Source organism: Haloferax prahovense (assembly GCF_000723845.1).
In the GTDB taxonomy this organism is placed as follows: domain Archaea; phylum Halobacteriota; class Halobacteria; order Halobacteriales; family Haloferacaceae; genus Haloferax; species Haloferax prahovense.
This window is the reverse complement of sequence record NZ_LK053002.1, coordinates 221,469-244,670: the sequence shown is the minus strand read 5'-3', so window position 1 is coordinate 244,670 and position 23,202 is coordinate 221,469. Positions and strand designations below refer to the sequence as shown.

The 23,202-nt window shown below is 64.2% G+C and carries 21 protein-coding genes and 1 tRNA gene; 9 read left to right on the top strand and 13 right to left on the bottom strand.

Going from position 1 to position 23,202, the window contains the following annotated elements:
* Positions 1-40: 40 nt before the first annotated feature.
* Positions 41-1,234 (bottom strand): substrate-binding domain-containing protein, encoded by a 1,194-nt coding sequence (locus BN984_RS18100; protein WP_008093842.1) that lies wholly within the window; start codon positions 1,232-1,234, stop codon positions 41-43.
* 185 nt (positions 1,235-1,419) lie between these two features.
* Here BN984_RS18100 and BN984_RS18095 point away from each other — a divergent pair, with 185 nt between their 5' ends.
* Entirely contained in the window at positions 1,420-2,403 is a 984-nt protein-coding gene (locus tag BN984_RS18095; RefSeq protein WP_008093841.1) for a hypothetical protein, read from the top strand.
* 33 nt (positions 2,404-2,436) lie between these two features.
* Here BN984_RS18095 and BN984_RS18090 read toward each other — a convergent pair whose 3' ends face one another.
* The 4 genes from BN984_RS18090 to BN984_RS18075 form a co-directional block, all read right to left on the bottom strand.
* Positions 2,437-5,586, bottom strand: coding sequence for a type 2 lanthipeptide synthetase LanM family protein (locus BN984_RS18090; RefSeq protein ID WP_049968936.1), 3,150 nt, complete (start codon positions 5,584-5,586; stop codon positions 2,437-2,439).
* 113 nt (positions 5,587-5,699) lie between these two features.
* Positions 5,700-5,879: a hypothetical protein gene (locus BN984_RS18085; protein ID WP_049968935.1), complete on the bottom strand. Its 180-nt coding sequence runs from the start codon at positions 5,877-5,879 to the stop codon at positions 5,700-5,702.
* A 110-nt stretch (positions 5,880-5,989) separates the two neighbouring features.
* Positions 5,990-6,829, bottom strand: coding sequence for a hypothetical protein (locus BN984_RS18080; RefSeq protein WP_008093836.1), 840 nt, complete (start codon positions 6,827-6,829; stop codon positions 5,990-5,992).
* On the bottom strand, positions 6,826-7,806 hold the full coding sequence (locus BN984_RS18075; RefSeq protein ID WP_008093835.1) for an ABC transporter ATP-binding protein: 981 nt from the start codon (positions 7,804-7,806) through the stop codon (positions 6,826-6,828). Before BN984_RS18075 ends, BN984_RS18080 begins: the two co-directional genes overlap by 4 nt.
* Positions 7,807-8,183: 377 nt before the next feature.
* Between BN984_RS18075 and sod the strand changes: the two genes are divergently transcribed.
* The 3 genes from sod (at position 8,184) to BN984_RS18060 (ending at position 9,863) form a co-directional block, all read left to right on the top strand.
* On the top strand, positions 8,184-8,786 hold the full coding sequence (gene sod, locus BN984_RS18070) for a superoxide dismutase (protein ID WP_049968934.1): 603 nt from the start codon (positions 8,184-8,186) through the stop codon (positions 8,784-8,786).
* 222 nt (positions 8,787-9,008) lie between these two features.
* Positions 9,009-9,197 (top strand): hypothetical protein, encoded by a 189-nt coding sequence (locus BN984_RS18065; protein ID WP_049913461.1) that lies wholly within the window; start codon positions 9,009-9,011, stop codon positions 9,195-9,197.
* Between the two features lie 81 nt (positions 9,198-9,278).
* Complete coding sequence (locus BN984_RS18060; RefSeq protein WP_008093830.1) at positions 9,279-9,863, top strand: NAD(P)/FAD-dependent oxidoreductase; 585 nt, start codon at positions 9,279-9,281, stop codon at positions 9,861-9,863.
* 87 nt (positions 9,864-9,950) lie between these two features.
* Here BN984_RS18060 and BN984_RS18055 read toward each other — a convergent pair whose 3' ends face one another.
* From BN984_RS18055 to BN984_RS18045, 3 genes are all read right to left on the bottom strand, one after another.
* Positions 9,951-10,643 (bottom strand): alpha/beta hydrolase, encoded by a 693-nt coding sequence (locus tag BN984_RS18055; RefSeq protein WP_049968933.1) that lies wholly within the window; start codon positions 10,641-10,643, stop codon positions 9,951-9,953.
* Entirely contained in the window at positions 10,643-11,605 is a 963-nt protein-coding gene (locus BN984_RS18050) for a ring-cleaving dioxygenase (protein WP_008093826.1), read from the bottom strand. Before BN984_RS18050 ends, BN984_RS18055 begins: the two co-directional genes overlap by 1 nt.
* Before the next feature lie 81 nt (positions 11,606-11,686).
* Positions 11,687-12,439, bottom strand: coding sequence for a pirin family protein (locus BN984_RS18045; protein ID WP_049968932.1), 753 nt, complete (start codon positions 12,437-12,439; stop codon positions 11,687-11,689).
* Between the two features lie 136 nt (positions 12,440-12,575).
* On the opposite strand from BN984_RS18045, the gene BN984_RS18040 reads away from it, so the two are divergent.
* On the top strand, positions 12,576-12,797 hold the full coding sequence (locus BN984_RS18040) for a hypothetical protein (RefSeq protein WP_008093823.1): 222 nt from the start codon (positions 12,576-12,578) through the stop codon (positions 12,795-12,797).
* A gap of 40 nt (positions 12,798-12,837) precedes the next feature.
* Here the strand turns inward: BN984_RS18040 and BN984_RS18035 are convergent, their stop codons facing one another.
* Entirely contained in the window at positions 12,838-13,479 is a 642-nt protein-coding gene (locus BN984_RS18035) for a hypothetical protein (protein ID WP_008093821.1), read from the bottom strand.
* Positions 13,480-13,730: 251 nt separating this feature from the next.
* On the opposite strand from BN984_RS18035, the gene BN984_RS18030 reads away from it, so the two are divergent.
* Positions 13,731-13,805: transfer RNA gene (locus BN984_RS18030), tRNA-Met, on the top strand.
* 172 nt (positions 13,806-13,977) lie between these two features.
* Here the strand turns inward: BN984_RS18030 and BN984_RS18025 are convergent.
* The 3 genes from BN984_RS18025 to BN984_RS18015 form a co-directional block, all read right to left on the bottom strand.
* A complete protein-coding gene (locus tag BN984_RS18025; protein ID WP_049968931.1) occupies positions 13,978-14,700 on the bottom strand; it encodes a hypothetical protein in 723 nt (240 codons plus the stop codon).
* A 634-nt stretch (positions 14,701-15,334) separates the two neighbouring features.
* Positions 15,335-16,360: a rhodanese-like domain-containing protein gene (locus BN984_RS18020; RefSeq protein WP_049968930.1), complete on the bottom strand. Its 1,026-nt coding sequence runs from the start codon at positions 16,358-16,360 to the stop codon at positions 15,335-15,337.
* 117 nt (positions 16,361-16,477) lie between these two features.
* On the bottom strand, positions 16,478-16,708 hold the full coding sequence (locus BN984_RS18015) for a helix-turn-helix transcriptional regulator (protein ID WP_008094296.1): 231 nt from the start codon (positions 16,706-16,708) through the stop codon (positions 16,478-16,480).
* Between the two features lie 391 nt (positions 16,709-17,099).
* On the opposite strand from BN984_RS18015, the gene glmM reads away from it, so the two are divergent.
* The 3 genes from glmM to glmU all read left to right on the top strand — a co-directional run bounded on the left by glmM (position 17,100) and on the right by glmU (position 21,321).
* On the top strand, positions 17,100-18,425 hold the full coding sequence (gene glmM, locus BN984_RS18010) for a phosphoglucosamine mutase (protein WP_049968991.1): 1,326 nt from the start codon (positions 17,100-17,102) through the stop codon (positions 18,423-18,425).
* Positions 18,426-18,671: 246 nt separating this feature from the next.
* A complete protein-coding gene (locus BN984_RS18005; RefSeq protein ID WP_049968929.1) occupies positions 18,672-20,039 on the top strand; it encodes a M14 family metallopeptidase in 1,368 nt (455 codons plus the stop codon).
* 100 nt (positions 20,040-20,139) lie between these two features.
* Positions 20,140-21,321, top strand: a complete 1,182-nt coding sequence (gene glmU / locus BN984_RS18000) for a bifunctional sugar-1-phosphate nucleotidylyltransferase/acetyltransferase (protein WP_049968928.1) — start codon at positions 20,140-20,142, stop codon at positions 21,319-21,321.
* Positions 21,322-21,480: 159 nt separating this feature from the next.
* Here the strand turns inward: glmU and BN984_RS17995 are convergent, their stop codons facing one another.
* The gene (locus BN984_RS17995; RefSeq protein WP_049968927.1) at positions 21,481-23,190 is read right to left on the bottom strand and encodes an asparagine synthase-related protein; all 1,710 of its coding nucleotides are present in this window, start codon (positions 23,188-23,190) and stop codon (positions 21,481-21,483) included.
* Between the last annotated feature and the right edge of the window lie 12 nt (positions 23,191-23,202).

Sequence of the window (23,202 nt, the reverse complement as noted above, 5' to 3'; positions counted from 1 at the left end):
AAGAACGAGGTTCAGGAACCGCTACCGCGTCCGAGTCGCGTTACGCTTGGCTCGGAAGCTTGTCCTTCTCGGACTGAAGGTCCTTGTCAGGCAGTGGGATGTAGTTGTTGTCCTCGACGAACACCTTCTGACCGAACGTGGTCAGGAACATGTTCATGAACGCGGCTTCGCGCATGTCCGTCCCGCTCGGGGTGTCCTCCGTGATGGTCGTGTACTGGTGGAGGTCGCGGTTGAGTGGGTAGTCGCTGTCGAAGATGGTGTGCTCCGCGCTCTTGTCCGGCGCGTAGAGCGTGCCCTCGAATTCGATACCGATGGGCTGGACCTGCGGGCCGGTGAACGCGAGTGCCATGTACGCGATGGCACCGTCGTTCTGCTGGACGACGGTCGCAACCTGCTGGTTCTGGCCCTTCCGGGTGTCGACGCCCTCCATCGAGGCGTCGGCGCTGCCGAGCATGTTGAGGCGGAACGAGGTGTCCGTCCCGGAGCCTTCCGCGCGGCCGACCACGTAGATTTCCTGGTCGTGGCCGCCGACTTCGCTCCAGTTGGTGATTTCGTCCTGGTAGATTTTGCGAACTTCTTCGCCGGTGAGTTCCGTCACGCCTGCGTCGTAGACGTCCTTCGAGACGACGACGGGCTGGCCGTCGCGGCCGAGGACGTGGTCCACGTAGTTCGCGTCGCGCTCTTCTTCGCTGATGCCGAGTTCTGCCGTGATGGGGCCAGAGGAGTTACCGATGTCCACGAGGCCGTCACGGACGGACTTACAGCCCGTCCCGGAGTGGCTCAGGCCGATGGACGTTGCGAACGCGGGGTTCGCCTGCGTCTCGGTCGGCTCGAAGCCGTAGAGGGATGCGAAGTAGTCGGCCAGACGCATGTCCGGTGCGCCGAGTTCGTCCCAGCCGGGGACGGTAGATTCGTCGTTCGAACCCCAGTACTCGCCGTCGCTCGGCGGCGCGTTGGAGTTCCAGTAGGAACTCCCCTTGTTCGCGATGGGATACACCGTCGAGGAGCCCTCGGCGGTGAGCATCTGCGGCGCGCTCGATTCGGTCGTCTCCTCGGGGGTCGAGGTCGTGGTCTCCGGAGCGTCCGTCTCTTCTTCTTCGGTCGCCGGCGCGTCGGTCTCGGGGTTCGACTGCCCCGAACAACCGGCGAGCCCCGCGACGCCCGCCGCGCTCGATGCGACGAGGAACTGCCGACGTGATACGCTGCCTGCCAACTTCTTGGAATCTTGCGCCATCACGTGGTCAGACCCGGTTTTAAATAAAATGCGTTTATAATACCACTTTAGTTCTATCAGAGTTCAACGTAACACTAAGAGTCGAAATAGTTCGATATTAGCGCACACATCGGTACCGAGACCTATATACTCGAACGTAATCGAGACGACAGAAAATATAACGGGCCCCGGGATACGTACGCACGATGGCCCAGCAGGACGGAACCACCGGCTCAGAACGTATCGTCGGTCTGTCGAAATCCGCGGCGGTCGAGCGCGTCGTGGACGCCGACGAGTCCCGAGACCCCGACACCGTTCGCGCGGTGCTCGACCACGTGACCGAAGACGGCATCGTGACGGCCGACGGCGTCGACTCGGCGGTCACGGACACGTCGATGATTCTCTCGACCGCGGAGACGCGCGTCGAACTCGCGTCCATCGACCTCGACGACGCCGGTGAGGCCGCCGGCGACGACGCGGCCGTCGGTGCCGTTCGGTCCCGTCTCGACGTGTTCGAGTCGAAGGTCGCGAACGCGGCCGAGCGGGTCGAATCGCTCGGCGAGAAGTTACAGGGGCTCTCCGGGTGGCGCGACGACCCCCGGTCCGTCTACGATACTGTGCTCGGACTCCGGGAGGTCGCGTCCGAGTCGCAGGCGCTCACCGCGCACGCGGACAACGTACAACTCGACATCGAGGAGTTCGAGCGCTGGCTGTCGAACCACGACGTTCGCGTGCGCGGGCTCGACGGCGACGTGACGGCGCTCGAACAGTCGCTCGACGGGCTTGCCGACCGAGTGGCGTTCGTCGCCGACGCGAACGATGCCGACACGCCCGAGGCGGGAGGCGACGACCGCGCGACCGAGTGGTACAACGCCGCGCTCCGCGCCCGCGTCTCCGACCTGCTGGTCGAGGACGTGCGGGCCGAACTCGCCGACCTGCGGGAACTGGCTCCCGAGTCGGCCGCTGAGAGCGACGGTCTCGGCGACGCCGCCGCCGACCTCGACGAACTCGACGCCCGCGTTGAACGGCTCCGCGGGCGACTCGACGAGCTCGTCCGACCGTCGTGGGGCGACGAGTACGGGGCGCGAATCGAGTCGTTCGAGGCGACGCTCGCCGCGTTCGAACCGCCGGTGTCGTGGGGCGCGGTGCAGGCCGAACTCGACGACGCCCGGGTCGGCGACGACGAGTGAGTGGAGGAGAGTGGTAGAGAGTGAAGGCCCCACTTACTCCAAGAGGAGGACGGAGGGAAGTCGGTCGGGGTTCTCCAGTCGTAACAGCGAGTAGACGACGCCGGAGAGGCCGTGGAAGAACATCGGGTTCGGAAAGGTCGCCGTGTGTCCGGTCATCGAAAACTCGCCGTGGGCGTCTCTCCGAGTGAGACACCGGCGGGCCAGTTCGATTGCGTGTGAGCCGTCGAGGGGGCCGCGGCGCGCGCCGACGAGAAGCGCTTCGACCCGCCCGAAGTTCCCGCAGCAGACGTGGTCCATGTTCGACGGTTCGGCTCGCGCGGTCTCCGAGAGCGCGTCAATCGCGGCGTTGTGGAGGTCGCTGTCGTCGAGCGCGTCCGCGATGCCGAGCCGAGCGAGTGCCATTCCCGACCGCCCGTGACACCACTTATCATCATAGCTCGGGTCCTCGTGCGATTTCGCCCAGTTGTTCTGGTTCGGGTCGTACAGCGCCGATTCGAAGGCGAGTGCCTCGCGCGTTGCGTCCAAGAACCGTTCGTCCCCCGTCGCCTCGGCGAGGCGGGCGAGCGCGTAGCCGATTCCGCACGCACCGTGTGAGAACCCCGTGAGCGGCGGTTCATCCTCGGCAGTTCGCCACACTCGGTAGCCGTCTTCCAGCACGCGGCCATCAAGGAGGCGCTCTCCGCACGCGACTGCCCGGTCGAGAACGGACTCGTCGCCGTGCCGGTCGTAGTACGCGAGGAGGCCAAGCATGGTCCCGGCGGCCCCCTCCAGTACGTCGAACGTTTCGTCGTTCGTTACGTGGGACTCCGTGACGACGTCCGCGGCGGACCGCGCGGCGCGGCGGTATTCGTCGGCGTCGAGAAGCTCCGAGATGACCGTAAGCGTGTAGACGACCGACCCGACGCCCAGCATCCCACCCAAGTTCGGCGGCGGGCCACCGTCTTCGATGGCGTCGAGCACGGGCGATAAGACCTCTTCCGCCACGGTTCGATAGCGCGTCTCGCCCGTGGTCTCGAAGAGTGCCGCGGCCGCCAGCGCGATACCACCGCGTCCGTGGTACAGCGAGAAGTCAGTCGGATAGAGGTCGATACCCGTCTTCGTCGGTGAGATAGACACCCAGGCGTCGCCGTCTGGCGTCTCGATACCGGCGTCCAGAACCTCCTCGAACAGGGTCTTCGCGGTCGCACCGAACACCTCGGCAGAGACGTCAGGTTCGGGTGCGGGGCCCGGCACTTGCGGGCCGAACGCGTACTGTAGTAGCCACGCTTGTCGGTCGCGGTCGTCGTCGCTCATCGAGGCGACGCGCTGACGGCAGCGGTCGAATCCCGGCGTGTCGACATCGACGGGCAACTCGTTTCTATCGTGAGTGACTGTACTACTCGTCGGCGACGACGCGAACCGAGGGAAATCGCGGCGGCGAAGCGCCCTCCGCTCGGCGGCGTACAACGGCCAGTATCCGTCGGCGTCGATTCGGCCGTCGAAGAAGGGGACCGCGAGCTTTTCGTACTCGACCGAGAGGCGGGCCCCGTCTCGAAGCGGGTCGCGTGCGGCCGCCGACCGGAGAATCGAGCCGTATCGGGCCGTCGCCCGGTACACCAACCGATTTTCGATACCATCGACGAGGGTGGACGGCAACACGTCGCTGAAGAACGCGCCGTCTTCGTGTAGCGACCGGATGGTGTCGTACGCTTCGGTGAACCCCTCGACGAGCGCCTCGGTGTACGAAACCGGCGGGTGGTCGCCATCCGCGGTACTCGCGGTGTTCGTGGTCAGGTTGACCTCTGGCCGGACTTCCTCTACTGTCATGACGTCCGTGTTCGCCGCTTCGATACCGGGTTTGGAGACGTCTTTGAACGCTCGCTCACTCGAACTACCGAAGCCGGCGTGGGGAACGCCTGCATCGTCGTCGCTCGGGGTGCGCGGGTCACCAACCGACCACGGTGCCAAGAGCGTAGAGAGTATCGTACTGTGGGCGACCGTGGACACTTCCGTCGGCGTCGGCATGGCCGCCGGGTCAAGGGAGGGGTGGAAAGCCGTCTCGCCGTCGACGACCATCGGGCTCTCCCCGTCTACGAGCAGGTTCTCGTACTGGCAGTCGGTCATGTTGAGCGCGTACGCGACGCAAGTGAGGAGACCCGCTTGCTCGTAGTACCGCCGCACTGCGTCGGTATCGGCTAAGTCGTCGTACGCTATTGGCTCCATCCACCCGTAGCCGTCTCTGGGGAGGTACTCCGGGGACTGAAAGGTCGCGACCGACGTGCGTTCGCTCACGCGTTCGAGCACTTCGTACAGGGCCACGCCCCCGTCGATACCTCTCGGTTTGTAGATAACGTCCCTCGAACCGAACGAGACGCGGACGGGAATTCGGCCCTTCGCGTGCGCGTCCGTCGAGAGCGGTTCGAGCGAGGTCACCGAACCGTCGATGTCGAACCGCGCTTTGAGCGCGGGGGTGTCGTCTCGAATCCGCCGGCAGAGTTCGGAGACCGCATCGACCCAGTTGTCGATGATGACGGCGATTTGCCGGGCGAGAACGGGGTACTCGACGCAGAGGTTGGACATCCCATGTGCGAACATCGCGTCGATGAACTCCTCGTAGTACTCGGTCGGCGGGTCGTCAAACTCGTCAGGGTCGGCCGCAGCTAGTTCGGGGTCGAAGTGTTCTACGAAGCTCTTGAATTCGACGTATAGCGGCCGGACGCAGAGCGCGTGGAACCGTCTGGTTAGCCCCTCGACCAACGGCTCCACCGACTCGTCCGGAACGGAGAGCGTCCCGAGCCGACTCCGCGCGAACTCGCTGAATCCGGTCAAAAGCTCCCGGAACGGGACGTCATCCGGCGTGCTCGAGTAGCGCGTCGGGTCGGAAGACCGGAGGTACTCGATTAGTTCCTCGATTGTCTCGAGCCACGCCGGGAGCGGCACGTCGCTCGGCCACTTCGTGGCCGCCGACTCCGATTCGATGTCTCCCCGCCGGATTCCATCGGCTGACAGCCGCTCGGAGAACTGTTCTTCGTCGGCGAAAAGCCCTTCCCACTCGTCCAGAATCGTCGTCGGGGATATCTCGGGGTCGGGGCCGGGGTCGTTCGAAGGCCCTTCGAGACGCTCGTGGAGCGTCCGGGCACGACCGGCGATTTCGCGACGTTGTTGTTGTGTGAATACCGTCTCGTCAGATGTCGATGTAGCCATAGTAGGTGTGAATCGGTACGCTGTGGGGTGAATTGGAGAGCGCCTGCGAGCCGCCAGAAAAAACTGATGTACTTCTCCGCGGTCGAGCGACGCGGAGAAGGCTCGGAAACACCTCAGTTGGTGGTGTCGCAGCAGGGGAGCTTCGAGGCCGTGTGGCACGGGAGATAACACGACGCCGTCCCGGTGCTGTCGTGAGACATCTCGAACTTGTCGGAGATGATCGACCCGAAGAGGCCGTCGTAGTGTGATTTGTCAACAGTACGTGCAATACCGATGTCCAATGCGACTGACATCAAACTGTATGTCTGGACGACATGTTATAAATCTAATGGCAATTGGTTATAAACTCAGCTCGCGTCGCCGCTGGGGAGAGTGGGACGGCACCCGAACGGTGGATATTCGCTCAGTAGTGTCCCATGACGCCGCGGCGACGAGCGACCCGCGAGCAGTACTTGAAGACGACGTATCCGCAGACGAGGTAACCGACGCCGACCCCGAGGAGGACGGACAGTTCCTCGGCCGAGAACTCCCACAGTCGAATCCCGTGGCGCATCGATTGCTGGAGGAGCGCGGACCCCTGAACGAGCGGCAGTAGTCGAAGGAGCGGTACGTCTGCCGTTGGGGCACCCACGAGACCGACCATCGCGAACTGCATGAGGTTCGAAACCGCACCGATTCGCTTGTAGATGAGCGCGAGACCCGCGAACACGAACCCGATTCCGACGACCGAAAGTAGCGAAGCGGTTACCACGGGGACGATAGTGAGCAGGTCGACCGAGAGCGTCCGTCCCGTGGTCACCAGCATGAGAATGAGGATAACTCCGCCGATGGCCATGCTCTGAATCACGTTCGAGGCCGCTTTCAGGAGCATGACGCGGCCGAATCCGAACGGAGACATGTATAGCTGTTCGAGGGTTCCCCACTGGGACTCCTGTGTGATGTTCCCCGAGAGACCGGAGTACGCGCCTTGCGCCATCGTCCAGAGGAACCAACCGACGATGACGCCGTTGAGCGTCGAGTCGAGCGATTGTGGCGACCCACCGATTCCGCCCACCACCGCTTGCCCGCCGAAGAAGACGATGGCGAAGAACACGTACATCGTCGCCACGTTGATGGCGAAGTTCACGCGGTACCGGAGCATCACGGTGAACTGTTTTCTGATGACCTCCCAGAGGAGGCGACCGAGGCCGACGAGTGTCGTCGTCCCACCGAGGCTAGTCGAGTGCGCTGGCTCCGAACTCATGTCTGCGTGTCCATCTGTGGTGGGCGGTCAGATCCGAGTGAGCCCTCCGAAGACTCGTTTGTCAGTTGGATGAATATCTCCTCGAGATCTGGTTCGACCGAAGTGAACGACTCGACTTCGCACCCGACCTCGCGCAGTCCGTCGACGAGTCGGTAGAACTCGTCGCCGCCGACGCGGACCGAAAACTGGGTCGAATCACCTCTCGTCTCGAACGAGTCCGCGTCGAACTGAGCCGAGAGGTGCTGACGGTCCCGCTGTGAGAGCGTCCCATCGACTACGATACGATACGACTGTATGTCGAACACGTCGAGGAGGTCCGAGACGCTCTGGTCGGTGACGACCTCACCGTCATTCATCACCACAACTCGGTCGCAGATGTCCTCGATGACGTCCATGTCGTGGCTCGACAGGAGAAGCGTCGTTCCTTGGTCCGTGACGAGACGACGAAGTTCCTTGCGCAGCTCGAGCGAACTCTCGACGTCGAGTCCGAGCGTCGGCTCGTCCAGCAGAACGACGTCGGCGTCCCTCGCGAGCGTGCAGGCGAGCGAGACTTTCTGCTTTTCGCCCCGCGAGAGTTCTCTGACGGTCGAGTCAGCTTTGTCTGTGAGCCCAAATTTATCGAGCAGTTCCTGTTGACGTCGCTCTGTTTGCCCCGTCGACTCTCCGGCGAGTGCCGCGAAAAACCGCATATTCTCCCGAACCGTCAACCGCCAGTAGACGTTCCGAGCGCCCTCCAGCATCGCCCCGATGTGTTGGTACGCGCGCTCCGGTTCGTCATGTACGTCAGTCCCGTGAATCTGGACCGTTCCGTTCGTGGGAACGATGAGGCCGAGCAACGATTTAATCGTGGTCGTCTTCCCGGCACCATTGGGTCCGAGCAACCCGACGGCGGTGCCCCGCTCGATGTCGAAGTCCACTTGCTCGACTGCCGTGACCCGACCGTCGCTACCCTCGTACTGCTTGTGGAGGTCTGACACCGAGAGTGCGATAGGGTCCGGTTCAGAGGGAGGAACCGCTCCATCAGTTTGTAATGACGAATCGTTGAACTCTTCGAGCACGTCAGTTCGTGACGGCGGTCTACTATAATAAATTGTTGGCTACTAAACACGAACGGCAACTCCGCGAAGCCAGGGCTTTATCCCGCCCGCAGAGTGCATCTCCCCAGATCTCGAACCAGGCGAACGACTCGGATTCGTCTATTTGAAAGGCGTCCTACTGCTCGGCCCGCAGGCACTCCCCAAGAGCTAGTAAATCGTGGGTCGAGGTGCGAGCGTAAACTATCACATCCACTACGTAAATCGCGTTCAGCGAAAGTACATGTGTGTTCGGTCCCTCGGTCTAACTGCGAACACCAATGTCAGACTACGAACTTGACCCCCTCCCGTACGAGTACGACGCGCTTGAGCCCCACATCTCCGAGCAGGTGCTGACGTGGCATCACGACACCCACCATCAGGGCTACGTCAACGGCTGGAACGCGGCCGAGGAGACCCTCGCCGACAACCGCGAAGCAGGCGAGTTCGGCTCGTCTGCCGGCGCGCTTCGTAACGTCACCCACAACGGCTCGGGACACATTCTGCACGACCTGTTCTGGCAGAACATGTCGCCGGAAGGCGGCGACGAGCCCGAGGGTGCGCTCGCAGAGCGCATCGCCGAGGACTTCGGCTCCTACGAAGCCTGGAAGGGTGAATTCGAAGCGGCGGCCGGCGCAGCCGGCGGCTGGGCGCTTCTCGTCTACGACTCGTTCTCGAACCAGCTTCGGAACGTCGTCGTCGACAAGCACGACCAGGGTGCGCTCTGGGGCTCCCACCCTATCCTCGCGCTCGACGTCTGGGAACACTCCTACTACCACGACTACGGCCCGGCCCGCGGCGACTTCGTCTCCGCGTTCTTCGAGGTCGTCGACTGGGACGAACCCGCCGCCCGCTACGACCAGGCCGTCGAACTCTTCGAGTAACGTCGCGTAACAGAACGAACCCACCGTTTCCCGCGCGACCACCACAGGTTACCGTGAAAGGGTGCCCAACACAGGGCATCCGGCGGGGCGAGTTCGTCCCGCCAGACCGGCACCCTTCTACCGACCGTCCGCACGTGTTCCGGCGAGCGGTGCGACCGTCGTCGACCGTTCTCGTTTGTTTCAAGCAAAATTCATAACTACGCGTGGAAGAATGTGCGGTTAATGAGTAATAGTAATCCACCGTGGACTGCCGAATTTGCCGCCCTGAAGTCCGACTGCGCCGTCGAACTCGCCACGTTGCTGGAGAAATACCCGCAACCGGTCGTCTACGAGGTGATGAGCGAGATGCTCCGCCGCGAGATGCGCGACCAGTTCGCCGTCTCGTTCGCCGAGTCGCAGTTCGACGAATGAACCGCGATAGCGCGTAATCGAGCGTACTACAAAATATCCGCTTTGCTGGGGTTCTTTATCGAGTACGCTAGTGCATGGAACATGGCAGACGTAATCGTCATCGGCGGCGGTCCCGCTGGTCTGACAACCTCCCTCTTCGCCGCGAAGAACGGGCTCTCCACGACGGTCTTCGACACCGACAAGACGTGGATGCACAAGGCGCATCTGTTCAACTACCCCGGAATCGGCTCCATCGACGGCTCGGACTACATGGAGACGCTCCGCACGCAGGTCGACCACTTCGACGCGGAGCGCCACCAGGGCGAGGAAGTCACCGACGTGAGCGAGAGCGACGACGGCTTCGTGGTCACGACCGGCGACGACGAGTACGAGGCCGACTACGTCGTGCTCGCCACGGGCGCGAACCGCGACCTCGCGGAGTCGCTCGGCTGCGCGTTCGACGACGAAATCGTCGACGTGGACGTGACGATGGAGACGAGCGTCGAGGACGCCTACGCCACGGGCGCGATGGTCCGCGCCGAGGAGTGGCAGGCCGTCATCTCCGCCGGCGACGGCGCGGCCGCCGCCCTCAACATCCTCTCGAAAGAGAAGGGCGAACACTACCACGACTTCGACGTGCCCGCCGACGCCGAGTCCGTCTACGGCTCCCTCATCGACGAAGTCTAGCCGCAACCCCGCGGTCGTACCTTCCGACTCCGACGTCGCGTTCTCGTTTTTTTCCTTCGCCGAGACTCCGGAGACTCGCCTGTCTCGTTAGCCGAGTCGCTCGATGAACGAGTTGATAACCCGAATCTCGTCGTCATTGATGGCGTGTCCCAATCCCTCGTACAACCGACTCGTCGCGTCGGCCCCGAGTGCCGCGAAGACTCGGGCCGACGCCTCGACTCGCTCGGGGTCGACGCGAGAGTCGTCGCGGCCGCTCCCGAAGAAGACCGGCGTGCCGTCGAGGTTGTCGTCGCTGACGTGCCCATCGTGGTCGCCGTCGTGGGTCCGACTCCCAAGGTCGGGTCCGAGGAGACTCCCCGAGAGCGCGACGAGACCGCCGTACCGACGTGGGTTTCGAACCGCGAACTCGGCGGCGAGACACGCGCCCTGTGAGAACCCGAAGAGGACGACTCGCCCGGGCGGAATCCCGGCGTCGCCGGCGATGTCGAGCGCGGCCGACACCCGACTGAGCGCCGAGGAGAGCCACGGTTCGTTTCGCTCGATGGAACTGGTGGCCGGTGCCGGATACCACGAGCTCCCGGCGGCCTGCGGCGCGAGGTACATCACGCCCCGGTGGAGGAACTCGTCGACGAGGGTGAGGACGTGCCGCGCCTTCGAGCCGCGGCCGTGGAGCATGACGACTGCCGCGTCGGCGACCTGCGGGGGCGCTCCGCCCGTCGCAATCTCCTGCCCCTCGTGGGGGTCGGTCGCGGACCGGGGCGCTGTTGGGCGGCGGGCCATCAGTTCAGTCCGTCGTCGCTGCTAGGTCCGACGCCAACCGGAAGGTCGAGCGGGCGCAGTTGGCTTTCTATCATCTCGCGGTCCTCCTCCAGCCACGGCGGGAGGTACAGCGACTGACCGAGCGTCTCCGGGTCGGCGTCGAACGTGAGGCCGGGGCCGTCGGTCGCGAGTTCGAACAGGATACCGCCCGGTTCGCGGACGTACAGCGAGTGGAACACGTGTCTGTCTTTCACCCGCGACACGTCGTAGCCGCGCTCGCGGAACAGGTCGTGCCACTCGTACAGTTGGGCTTCGTCCTCGACGCGGACCGCGACGTGGTGGATGCTCCCCGCGCCCTCGCGGCCGAACTCGCCGTCCCTATCGAGGAGGTCCACGACGGTCGCCCGGTCGCCCGGCGCTCGGTAGCGAACGCGATCGCCCTCTTGTTCGACGAGGTCGAACCCGAGCGTATCGAGCACGCTGGCGGTCACGAAGGGGTTCGTCGAGTGGAGCGTGACGCCGTGGATGCCGCGAATCGCGCGCTCGGCGGGGACCGGACCGCCGAACCACGGTTCGACCGACGACTCACCGGTGACGAGTTCGAGGTCGGTCCCGTCGGGGTCCGAAAACCGGAGGGCAGTCTCGTCGAACCGCTCGAACGGGCCGTCGACTTCGACGCCGCGGTCGGCGAGGCGGTCGATCCAGTAGTCGACGGCGTCGGGGGGGATCACCAGCGACGCGGTTCGAATCTGGGGCGTGCCGGGGCGTCCCGGCTCCTCCGCCGGGTACGGGAAGAAAGTCAAGGCCGTTCCGGGCGAGCCGGTCTCGTCACCGTAGAACAGGTGGCGCGTGAACTTCTCGTTGAAGTTCACCGTCTGCTTGACGAGGCGCAGACCGAGCGTCGTCGCGTAGAAGTCGACGTTCGCCTGCGCGTCGCGGACGATTCCTGTGACGTGGTGGATTCCGGCGGTGTCTGTGAGCATCGAGTTGGGCGGGGTGTGTTGGAGAGTGGTAGTGTGGCGGCGACGGTGCGGCGGCGGAGACGTGTCGGCGGCGATACCGCGTCAGCGACCGATGGTTCCCTGTCGGGTGACGGGAGCGTCGGGGTCGATCAGGAACGCGACGACGGTGGCGTCCTCGTCGGCGGTGAGCGTCAGACGGGCGTCATCGACGAGCAGGCCGCTTTCGGTTTTCCCGAAGCGCGTGTCCGCGGCCTCGACCGCGCCGTCGAACACGTAGAAGTACGCGTCTCGTCCCTCGGTAGCGGGGAGGTCAGCGCTCGACCCGGCGTCGAGACGGAGGTCGAAGAGGTCGACCTCGTTGCGGACGAAAAGCGGCGCGTGGGAGCCCTCGGGCCCGAACAGGTGCCGCCACTCGCCCTCGACGGGGGCGTCGATGGGTTCGTGTTGGATGTTCGGCTCCAGTCCGAGGCTGTGGGGCCGGACGAACATCTGAAGCATCCGCAGCGGCGGGTCGTCCGCGCGGGTGAACTCCTCGTGCCAGAACGTCTCGCCCGCGTTCATCACCATCAGGTGGTCGGCGTCGGTGACGAGGTCGTTGCCGTCTTGGTCGCCGTGACGCATCACGCCGGCGGGCACCCACGAGATGATTTCCTCGTCGCGGTGGGGGTGCATCGCGATGTGGGTGTCGGGGTCCATGAACGACTCGACGATGGTCGCGAGCGGGCCGTAGCCGTGGTCCCCGTGGTCCGGGAGGGCGCGACCGGGGAAGTTGAAGTGGGTCCGGAACTTCCCCTGGTTCTGGGAGACGTCGGTTCGCTCCGCCTTGTAGAGCTTCGTCTCGGAGCCGACTTTCATTACGCACGCACCTACGCATCGAATCTATATACCTTCTCGGCGACGTGACCGAAAGCAGGTGACGTCGGTGTCACCGGGAGCGGACGACCGCTCCGATGACAAACGTTTTGTTCCTGACAACCGACAGAGCGGGCGAATGGAGACGAGTCGGTGGACGCCGCGGCGAAACTGGCTGTTCGTCGTGCTGAGTGGTATCGTCGCGGCGGGAGTGGTCTCCGTGTTCGGCCCCTCCGACTCGAGCGTCATCGCGTCGGTCGCGGTCGGAGTCGTGGTCAGTCTCATGTTCGCGGTCGGCCACGCGGTGTCGAACGAACGAGTGAAACAGGCGCTCCTTGACGCGCTGTCGCTTCTGCCGTGAGTTCGTCCCCGGGTCGACCGACTGTGAGCGACCCACGGCGTCACCAACCCTGCCGCAGTACGAACGCGGCGTGTCCGAACACGGCGAGCAGAAACGGCACCGAACCGGCGGGCCAGACGAAGACGGTGCCGAGCGGAATCGCACCCAGAAAGAGAGCGGTCACGGCGAACCGCCCCCACACCCGGTCGGCCGACTTCAGCGTCGAGTCCACTCGAATCGACACGTTGTACTGACGGAGCGTCTCCCGGAACCGAGGTTCGAACTCGTCCGGAACGAGAAACATCGAGGGCTTGTTGACGAACGACTGTTCGTAGTACAATCGGACTACAGTCCGGTCCCCGATGGTCACGAACCGGGCAGTTTCAACGTCCGCGAGTGAGGTCGTCACGTCCTCGTCGCTCCGAAACAGCGAGGGGTCACCCATGTGGTAGGTGCTTTCGAGCTCGCCGGCGTCATCGTCGAGCGCGACGCTCATACCGATGAACCGTTCCGAGCTCTGGAGGACTGCCGTCAGTATCACCGCGCAGTACATACTGTACACGAACGGGGCGCGGTCACCGGCGAGCGCGCCGAAAGTCAGCAGGGCAGCGGGGGCGACGGCGAACACGCCCCACCACGACACGCGACCGAAATCGACGCCGTTGAACGCGACACGCCACGGGAGTTCTCGAAGGCCAGCCATCCCCGCGGTCCACGCTGCGACGGACTCGTTCTCGTCTGGATGTGTCACCGTTAGTGTACTTCAAAATCGGCCGATATATAGCTCTCTTTCAACGAGTTGCGGTGCGACCGCCGCGCCTCTGGTCCGGGCGCAAAGAGAAAAAGAATGCGAGTACCGAGGCCTCCCGCAGGTACCGGCCCCTAAATGATAATATATTGATACTCTGCGTCCGAAACAGAAGCCTTACCACTAGCAACCGAGTTCGATGTAGTAGCGGGATGGGATAGCCAGGAGATTCCGCCGGGCTCATAACCCGGAGATCGGTAGTTCAAATCTACCTCCCGCTATGGTTTTGCTGACCTCAACTCCTGAGCGCCGAGTCTCGGCTCGGCGCGACCCACGAGGTCAGCCTCATAGCTCAGTAGAGTTGAACCAGTGAGCAACGCTTCACGTTGCGAGTGAGGCCCGCTTTCCCCGACCATCGAGAGAAGACTGGTTCGGAACGAGGAAACTGGCGACTCAGTTGTCGGCCAACTTACCGCGTTTCTCGGCGACGACCGACCCGACTGCGGACCGCAACGTCTCCCAATCGACGCGGCCTTTGTCGAGTCGAACGTACTCCTCACGGACGATACTCTCGAACACGCGTGCGTGAACCTCGGCGGTCGTGGGCGGTTTTTGGGACGTTTCGATGGCTTCGACGGCGCGGCCGACTCGCGCGTCGGTGACGAGTTCGTCGGCGAGTTCCGCTGGCTCACCTCGTATCGGCTCGTGGTCGCTTATCTCGTCGACGGCGCTCTCTCGGACGAGTGCGCGTCCACCGCGTCGATTCTCGATGACGACACCTGCGGCGGGTCCGGCGTACCACGCGGATTCGGGGATGTCGAGTCGTTCCGGGTGGAAATCCCGGACGTTCAGTTCCTTCTGGAAGGTGTTCAGCGGCGTCAGACCCAAGCGCTCGAACACCTGCTCGGCTTTGTCGATGGGGAACAGTCGCTCTTTGGTCCCGTTCCAGATGGTCCAGCCGAGAAATGCCGGGATTCGCTCCCAGTCGTAGTCGATACCGACATTGCACGGTGCCACGCCGAAGAAGACGTACGCTTCTGGCTCGTCGACCGCGTCGTGGAACGCGTCGCGGTCGAACCGCTCTCGAACGTGTCGAACGGCGTATTCGTACGGCGGAGGCACGTCGTCGAAGACCCGGTCTCGGCCGCCGAACAGTAGACGCCCCGACGGTTTCATCTGAAACCGCAACCGGGGACCAGCGACGTACTCACGGAGCCACAAGTGACCGCTCGACAGCAACTCGTCGGCGGCATTTCCGAGATGAGGCGTCGATGGATACGGTTGCATGAGTGGTTCTTTCCACCACGAGAGGGATAGTCTTGGGTGTGCGCTCTGGCATCCCGCTCGCCGCGTGCCGCCCTTCGGGCCGCAGGGGAACACGTCGCGTAGTCTGCTGGGGGAGCCGACAACAGACAATCGTAGTTCATCAGTTGGTGAAATACACGCGGGGGGACACCGAGACCGGGGGTGATCCGACTCGTCAGAGACCCCCTCTATTCGTGTACGAGGGTCGCGCCGACGACGGCGATGTGTCGGAGTTAGGCTGTTTTCGCGCATTCAGCGGCTCACCGAGAACGAGAGTCAATACGCGACCGAGGCGAGCCGGGGATAGTAAATTTTGTATCGCGAGATATGGTTTATTCCCTAATCTCAGAGAATGACCGATAAATTGCTAATCCTCGTTGTCTGCGACCGACAACGACGCAACAAATATAGACAATTTTCAGATATATCTCGTCTCTCACTCGAAATCTGAGCTCACAGAATCAGCGAGGGATCGGTGTTCGGTCTTCTCCCGGTAGCTGACCGGTCAGATTCGCCAGTTCAACGAGAACGAGTCGTTCGTCGCGGTATCGTTCGCGGCAGTACCGTTGGTCGTCCCGTTCGTGGAGTTCGAAGTGGCCTTCGTCTGCTCGGCCGGCGTACCCGTGTCTGCCGTGACAGTTCCGCTCGTCAGTTCGTCCAGCGGGGCCTGGATAGCGTAGCTCGGCGTCTCGACCTGAATCGTGCTTTGGGCGTCGACCTGTACGAACTTCAGTTCGAGCGCGTACGAGCCGTCGGATTCGATTTCGGTCGCTTCGACCTGGTCGGTCTGCGGGTGGAACGCCCACGCCGTCTCACCGGCGTCGAGGCGGCTCGTCTCGCCTTCGATAGTCCGAACCGTGTAATCCCGGCTCGTGTCGGACCCCGCAAGCGGGTAGTTGCGGTCGAGCCATGCCTGGTATCCCTCGTCGATGGCGTACACGTTCTCGAAGCCGGTCGCGAGCAGCATCGCCGCCCGGAGCGACGACAGGTGGTGCGGGCAGTGGCAGTAGGTCACCACGCGGTCCGCCTCGTTCCAGTCGTCCGTGGGGTCGAGCGTCCGCCCGTCAGGTGCGGGGCTGAGCACGGACCCGAAGACGTGGGAGACCTCGTATCCGGTCTCGCTGCGGGCGTCGACGAAGCGCGCCTCGCCGCGCGCGTACCAGTAGTACGCGTCCTCGATGGGAACGAGCGGAACTTCGACGGTCACGTCGTGCACCTCTCGCGTGAGCGTATCGTAGGAACTCGTGTCGATAGACCGCTCTTCCGGTACGGCGTCGAACTCTGGCGGGTAGCCGTCCGAAGGTTTGGGGTCTTCCGGTAGGTCGTCGCCCTCGCGGGGTCCTCGCATCTGGTTTTCGGGCGCGGCCGTCGTCGTTTGCGTCGTCGTCTGCGTCGCGTTCGCGGTGGTCGTCTGGGTCGACGTGGACGGCGTCGATTCGGGGGACCCGCTCGAACAGCCCGCGAGCCCGGCAATCGTCGCTGCACCGGTCAACTGAAGGAACCGTCTGCGGCTCGACTGTCGTTCTGTCATCACCCATCCGTACTGACCAGTGGTGGTTTATTATATACAGAGTAAGCTCTGTGCACCCTTACTCGCGTGGAAAGGCGGGCTACGAGTGACGGGCGTATCGTGCCGCTAAACCGCCGTTCACGCGGTCTGCTTGAGATACCGCTTCTCCCAGCGGCGGCGCGTCTCGACCGCTTCGCAACCCTCGTCGGTCAGCGAGTACTCGTTGGTCCGTCCGTTCTTGCTCCCTTTGTGGACGAGGTCTTTGTCGACGAGTTCGTTCAGGTTCGTGTACACGCGGCCCGTGAGCAGGTCGCGCCCCTGCGTCTTTTCGAGTTCGGTCTTAATCGTCTGTCCCGAGGAGTCGCTCATTCCTCGCACAACGAACAGCAAATCGCGTTGAATCGCGGTTAATTCGTGTACGCACATAGGGGATGCCACGGGCGCACCATACATGAACTTCGGAGATAGTTGTGGTTCTAAAGAACCCCTAGAACGGGTGAAACGGTCGTTTCTCGGAGTTCGCTCTCATAACCGACAGTGACTGAGCGAATAGACACATCATAAATCGGGGTCGCTCCGACCGCTCGAACGCACGGACCCACGCAGACCCGGACGAACGCGCCATCGTTCCGCGACTGCCGACCAGCGGACGCCGGGCGATGGCCGGCCCGGCAACTGCGCCCTCTCGGGAGCGAACGCCCCGACCCAGCGGTTCCTTACTCATCCCATAGTAAGGAACCCCGCCGCCCACGTGCGGAGTATGTTTGGAACGAGCGGCGTTCGCGGTGCCGTCGGCGAAGACGTGACGGCGGAAGTAGCGCTCTGTATCGGAAGGGCGCTCGGTAGCGAGGTCTCCGGGCGCGTCGTCGTCGGTCGCGACGCGCGCGAAAGCGGAACGATGCTCGAACACGCACTCGTCGCCGGGCTTCTGGAGTGCGGAATCGACGTACTCCGACTCGGGACCCGGCCGACGCCGTCTATCGCCCGCGCCGTCGAGTGGTTCGACGCCGACGCCGGTGCCGTCATCACCGCCTCGCACAACCCGCCGACCGACAACGGCGTGAAGCTCTGGACCGCGTCCGGCCGGGCGTTCGATTCGGCCCAGCGCGCCGCCATCGAGCGCCGTATCGAAGACGAGGACTACGAACTCGCCGCGTGGGACGGCGTCGGAACCGAGCGACACCGAAGCATCGAAAGCCGCCACCGCGACGCGCTCAAATCGAGCGTCGACTTCGAAGACCCCTGTTCGGTCGTCGTCGACATCGGCAACGGAACGGGGCGGCTCACGGCGGACGCGCTCTCGGACCTCGGCTGTACGGTGTCGACACTCAACGGCCAGCGCGACGGTCGGTTCCCCGCCCGCCCGAGCGAACCGACCGACGAGACGCTTCGAGGGCTCCAAGCTCACGTCGCCGCGACCGACGCGGACCTCGGCATCGCCCACGACGGGGACGCAGACCGGATGATGGCCGTCGACGGCGACGGGAACTTCGTCGACGGCGACGCGCTCCTCGCCCTGTTCGGGCGCGAGGCCGCGTCCGAGGGCGACCGAATCGCCGTTCCCGTGAACACGAGCCTCGCCGTCGACGACGCGGTCGCGACCGTCGGCGCGGACGTGGTCCGGACGCGCGTGGGCGACGTGTTCGTCGCCGAGAGGTGCGCCGAGCCGGGCGTCGTCTTCGGCGGCGAGCCCTCCGGGGCGTGGATTTGGCCCGACGAGACGCCCTGTCCCGACGGCCCGCTCGCGGCGTGCAAACTCGTCGAGTTCGTCTCGCGGCGCGGCCCGTTAGCCGACCTCGTGGACGATATCGACGCCTACCCGCTTCGCCGCGAAAGCGTCGAGACGAGCGACAAAGCGGGCGTCCTCGAACGCGTCGAAGCGACGGTGCGCGAGGAGTACGACGACATCGACGACCGCGACGGACTCCGCGTCGAGACCGACGACGGGTGGTTCCTCGTCCGGGCGAGCGGAACGCAACCGCTCGTGCGGGTCACCGCCGAGGGTCGGACGGAAGCGGCGACCGACCGACTGTTCGACGAGGCGCTGGCGCTCGTCGAGTCTCGCACCGGCCCCGTCCGAACCTGAATCGAGGACAACCCTCGTGAAGCAGCGGAGATTCGAGCGTTCCGCGAGGTTCACCACCGACACGGCCGGAAAGGAACTCGCCCCCGCGTGGAATCGGCGAATATCTAAATTGGACTGCCAGAGAGTGTGACACACCCACAAATAGTCGGGGTTTAGTGCGTTAACTGTACGCACAGATATAAAAAGACTGGATATGTGAAGGCACGGTGTTTCTCCGTTTTATGACGTTCAGTAAATCGGATACAAATGAACTCGGAATTTACTCGTCGCACCTTCCTCACCGCCGCCGGCGGACTCGCGCTGCTCGGAACTGTCGGAACTCGGAACGCCGCCGCGGGGTTTTCGCCGGGCGTCGTCGGGACCGCACCGTACCTCAGTGACCGACTCTACCCGACGATGGGCACCGACGGTTCGAACCCGACGCTCGTCGTCTACGTGAACTTCCTGTCGGGCTCCTCGCAGTACTTCGTTCAGCACAACCTCGAAGACATCGTCCGCGAGTACGTCCTGACGGGCGACCTCAACCTCGAAGTCCGATTCCTCTCGTACAAGCCCGACGCCATCGACACCTACCTCGTCGGCGACGACGAGGGCGAAGCCCGCGCCGCCCGCGCCGCTCACGGCGTCTGGGACGTCGAACCGGAGAACTTCTGGCGGTTCTTCGAGTTCATGTACTGGAACTTCACGACCAAGACGTACACCCACGCTCGGTTGGAGTCCTACATGGACCTCGCGGGCGTCCGCAACATCACCAAAATCGCCAACCGCGCCTACGAGGACCGCTACGACAGCCTCGTCCGCTCGGCGACCGACGAGGCCGTCCGCTACGGCATCTCGGGCGTGCCGCGAGTTCGCCTGCTTCGAGACCACAAGGACGGCAACTACGGCGACATCCTCGGCTGGGTTCGGACCCGTCTCAACCGGGTCAACGCGGGGTCGGTACGCACCCACTCGCTCCTTCCGGGAACGAACTACGAGACGCCCGTCTACGTCATCGACTCCGGAAAGCCCGGCTCGACGGCGTTCGTCGTCGGCGGCGTCCACGGCGAGGAGCCGCAGGGCTACCGCGCGGCGGACCAACTCAGGCATCTCCGCCCGACCGGCGGCAAGCTCGTCGTCGTCCCCTACGCGAACGCGCCCGCAATCAGTATCGGGGCGCGGTACACCGAAGACGGCGACCTGAACCGACAGTTCCCCACCGGGGCGGAACCCACCTCTCGACTCGCGCGGGCGCTCTGGGACGAACTCGTCTCGCACGACCCCGACGTCGTCGTCGACCTTCACAGCTCCAGCGGCATCTACAAGCACGACGGAAAAGTCGGCCAGGCGGTCTTCCCGACTCGCGCGACCCCGATGAACGCTGCAAGCGCGTGCGACTACGTCAACGAGCAGTACATCGACCCCTCGGAGTACCCGTCGTACTACGACTTCGACTGCGGGAACTCCCTCGACGGCTCTCGTCCGCTCTTCATCCACAAGGTGTACGGCGACCTGCACCTCCCCGGCTATATCGTCGAGACGACCCGCAAGGGGACGACCCTCGAAGACGCCGTGACGTGGGCAGTCGCCGTCGCTCGCGACCTGCTCTGGCAACACGGCGTCTACCACGGCTGAACCACTACGACGCACCTAACGCCGCGAACTCACCGAAAACCGCCGACAACGAACACTTATCTCGCGTATAATAACGCCCGTCGTTCGACTACGGCGGGGTATGCAAGCGATTCTACTGGCGGCCGGACGCGGCACGCGAATGCGCCCGCTGTCGAACGAGGTTCCGAAACCGATGCTGACCGTGGCCGGGCGGCCAATCGTCGGCCACACCGCCGCGGCGGCGGTCGAAGCCGGTGCCGACGAACTCGTCATGGTCGTCGGTTACGGCCAAGAGACGGTGCGCGAGCACTTCGGCTCGTCCTACCGCGGCGTCCCGGTCTCGTACGTCGAACAGGACGAACAGCAGGGGACCGCAGACGCGGTTCGCGCCGCCAAGGAGCACATCGACGGCGCGTTCGCCGTCCTCTACGGCGACAACCTCTACGACCCCGCCGGAATCGACGCCCTGTTCGACGCGGCACCGAGCATCGCGTCGGTCCGCGTCCCGAACCCCTCCAACTACGGCGTGTTGAACGTCAGCGACGGTGCGGTGGCGGAAATCGTCGAGAAACCCGACGCGCCGCAGAACGACCTCGTCAACGCCGGCGCGTACGTGTTTCCCGCAGAGGCCCGCGACATGCTCGACGTGCCGCTGAGCGAGCGCGGCGAGCGCGAACTCACCGACGTTCTCGACCGGGTCATCGACCGGTTCAACGTCTCTCCGGTGACGCTCGACCGCTGGATGGACGTTGGACGCCCGTGGGAACTCCTCGAAGCCAACGAGTGGAAGCTCGGAACGTTCGACCGCCGCGTCGACGGCGACGTGAGCGACGACGCCACGGTCCAAGGCGACGTGGTCGTCGAGGAAGGAGCGACCGTCAAAGACGGCTCCGTCGTCGAGGGGCCCGCCTACATCTCGGCGGGCGCGACGGTCGGACCGAACGCGTACGTTCGCGGGTGCACGTTCGTCGGACCCGGCGTCCACGTCGGCCACGCCGTCGAAATCAAAAACAGCGTCCTCCTCGCGGAGACGAGCGTCGGCCACCTCTCGTACGTCGGCGATAGCGTCGTCGGCCGCCGCGTCAACCTCGGTGCGGGGACGAACGTCGCCAACCTCCGCCACGACGGCGAGGCCGTCTCCGTGACGGTCAAAGGCGACCGCGTCTCGACCGGCCGCCGAAAGTTCGGCGCGGTCGTCGGCGACGACGCGAAGACCGGCATCAACACGGCGCTCAACGCCGGGGTGAAGCTCTCCGAAGGCGCTCGTACCATGCCCGGCGAGACCGTGGCGACCGACCGATAACGCGACGGGTCGCTCTTTTTCCCCTCCTTCACTCCCGTTCGTCAAGCGCTGTCGATGCCGACACCGACACCGACACCCGCAGGTGTCGATGTCTGGATGGGGCGACCGAGGACCCGGCGAGTGCGTCGTCGAGACAGACGGGAAGAAGAGCTGCGGAGTTCAGGAGTCGGTGAGCATCCGCACCGGCGGACACAGCACGTCGTTGGGGGTGAGGACGCTGTCGTCGTCTGCGGCGTTCATCCACGTGGTGATGTCGTTGATTCGGAGCTTGACCCTGACCGGAAGCTCGTGGATGCTCGGGTAGCCGGGGAACAGTTTGCGGTCGAGTTCGTTCCGGTCGTACTGCGCCTCCATGTCGGGCCACGGCGAACTGAACGGCTCGATGCCGGGGACTTTCCGGCGGACGAACTTCTCGATTTGGTTCTTCCTGAACGAGTCGTGCGGTCTGTCCGGCGGCCGGTGGCGGAAGATATCCGGGTTGAGTTTCCGCATCGCCGCCATCATCGTGTTCGTGTTGCGCTTTTCCGGCGGGGTCTTCAGGTGCCAGTCGATGAGTTCGGCGTCGGCGGCGACGAACGACTCGATGTAGTTGTCCGATAGCTCGAAGTGGAACGGGACCGACGGCTGGTTTTGGATTCCGATGAGTTCGATACTGTCGTAGACGTTGTCGTATCGGTCCGACCACTTGTCGAGTTGCTCGTCGACGACGTCGTCGATGAACTCCATGCTCGTGTCGAACTCGTCGTAACACTCGGGGAAGACGTGGTCGCACGCCGGGTGGTAGCCGAACTTCGACGACAGCACCTCGGCAGGGTCCGGGTCAGGGTCCAGACCCTGCAACGGGAACCGATTACCGAACACTTCGACGACGTTCTGGGGGAGGAAATGTCCGCGGAGGAACGTATCGAAGAGCAGTCCGTGAAAGACGGTGTCGGCGTCCATCTGTTCGTCACAGCCCGCGTGGTGGACGTGGACCGACTCGCGCGTGCCGAGCGAGTACTCGATGACGTCCTCCTCGACGTTGATGTAGTCGTCGTCGGGGACGAGCGTCTCGTGGTCGGCACCGTACTGATTCGCGATGTTCCGGGCGACTTCGACCTCGGGATGGTCGGGCGTGCCGAGCGTGTAGCAGACGTCGATGCCGGGGTGCTGGGCGATGATTGCCCGCGAGTCGTAGCCGCCGCTCAGGAGCACGCCCTGTTTCCCGGGGAAATTCGCCCGGCGGGCTATCGCCCGTTCGAGGCGCGCCGCGAGCTCGTCGACGTAGTCGAACTCGTCGGGGTCGGCGGGGTCGTAGACGAAGCGGGAGAGCGTCCCCGACTCGTCGGCGGTGAAGTAGCCATCGAACGGGATACAGCTGAGTCGGCTGTAGACCGTCCGCTCGTCGACGACGACCCCCATGTGGATGTACTCGAGGAGGCCGCGGGTGTCGACTTCCAGCCCGGTTGCCGCCGAGAGGACGCGCTGTGGGTTCGTGCCGAACACCCGCCCGTCGGGCGTGTCGGTGTAGAAACACTGCCACGTGCGGGCGGGGTCCGAGGCGACTACCGCGTCGCCGTCGAGTTCGACGAACACGAGAAACGACCCGTTGAGCTCACCGAACGCGTCGGCTCCGACCGCGGCGTACCGCTCGAAGGCGTACTCCGCGGTCGGGGTCGAAACGCCGTCGGGGGAGAACGCCTCGCCCCAGACGATACAGCTCCCTCGCTCGTCTCGATACGTCGACGAGCGCCCCGGGAACCCGAGCGCGGGGTCGCGGATAGCGACGGTCGCGCGCTCGCCGTCGGCGACCCAGTCGAAGCTCGAACGAGACGCGAGGTCGTCGAAGACTCCGCCGTCGTCGAGGACGCCAAACAGTTCTTTGTTCATTGTGGGTGACTG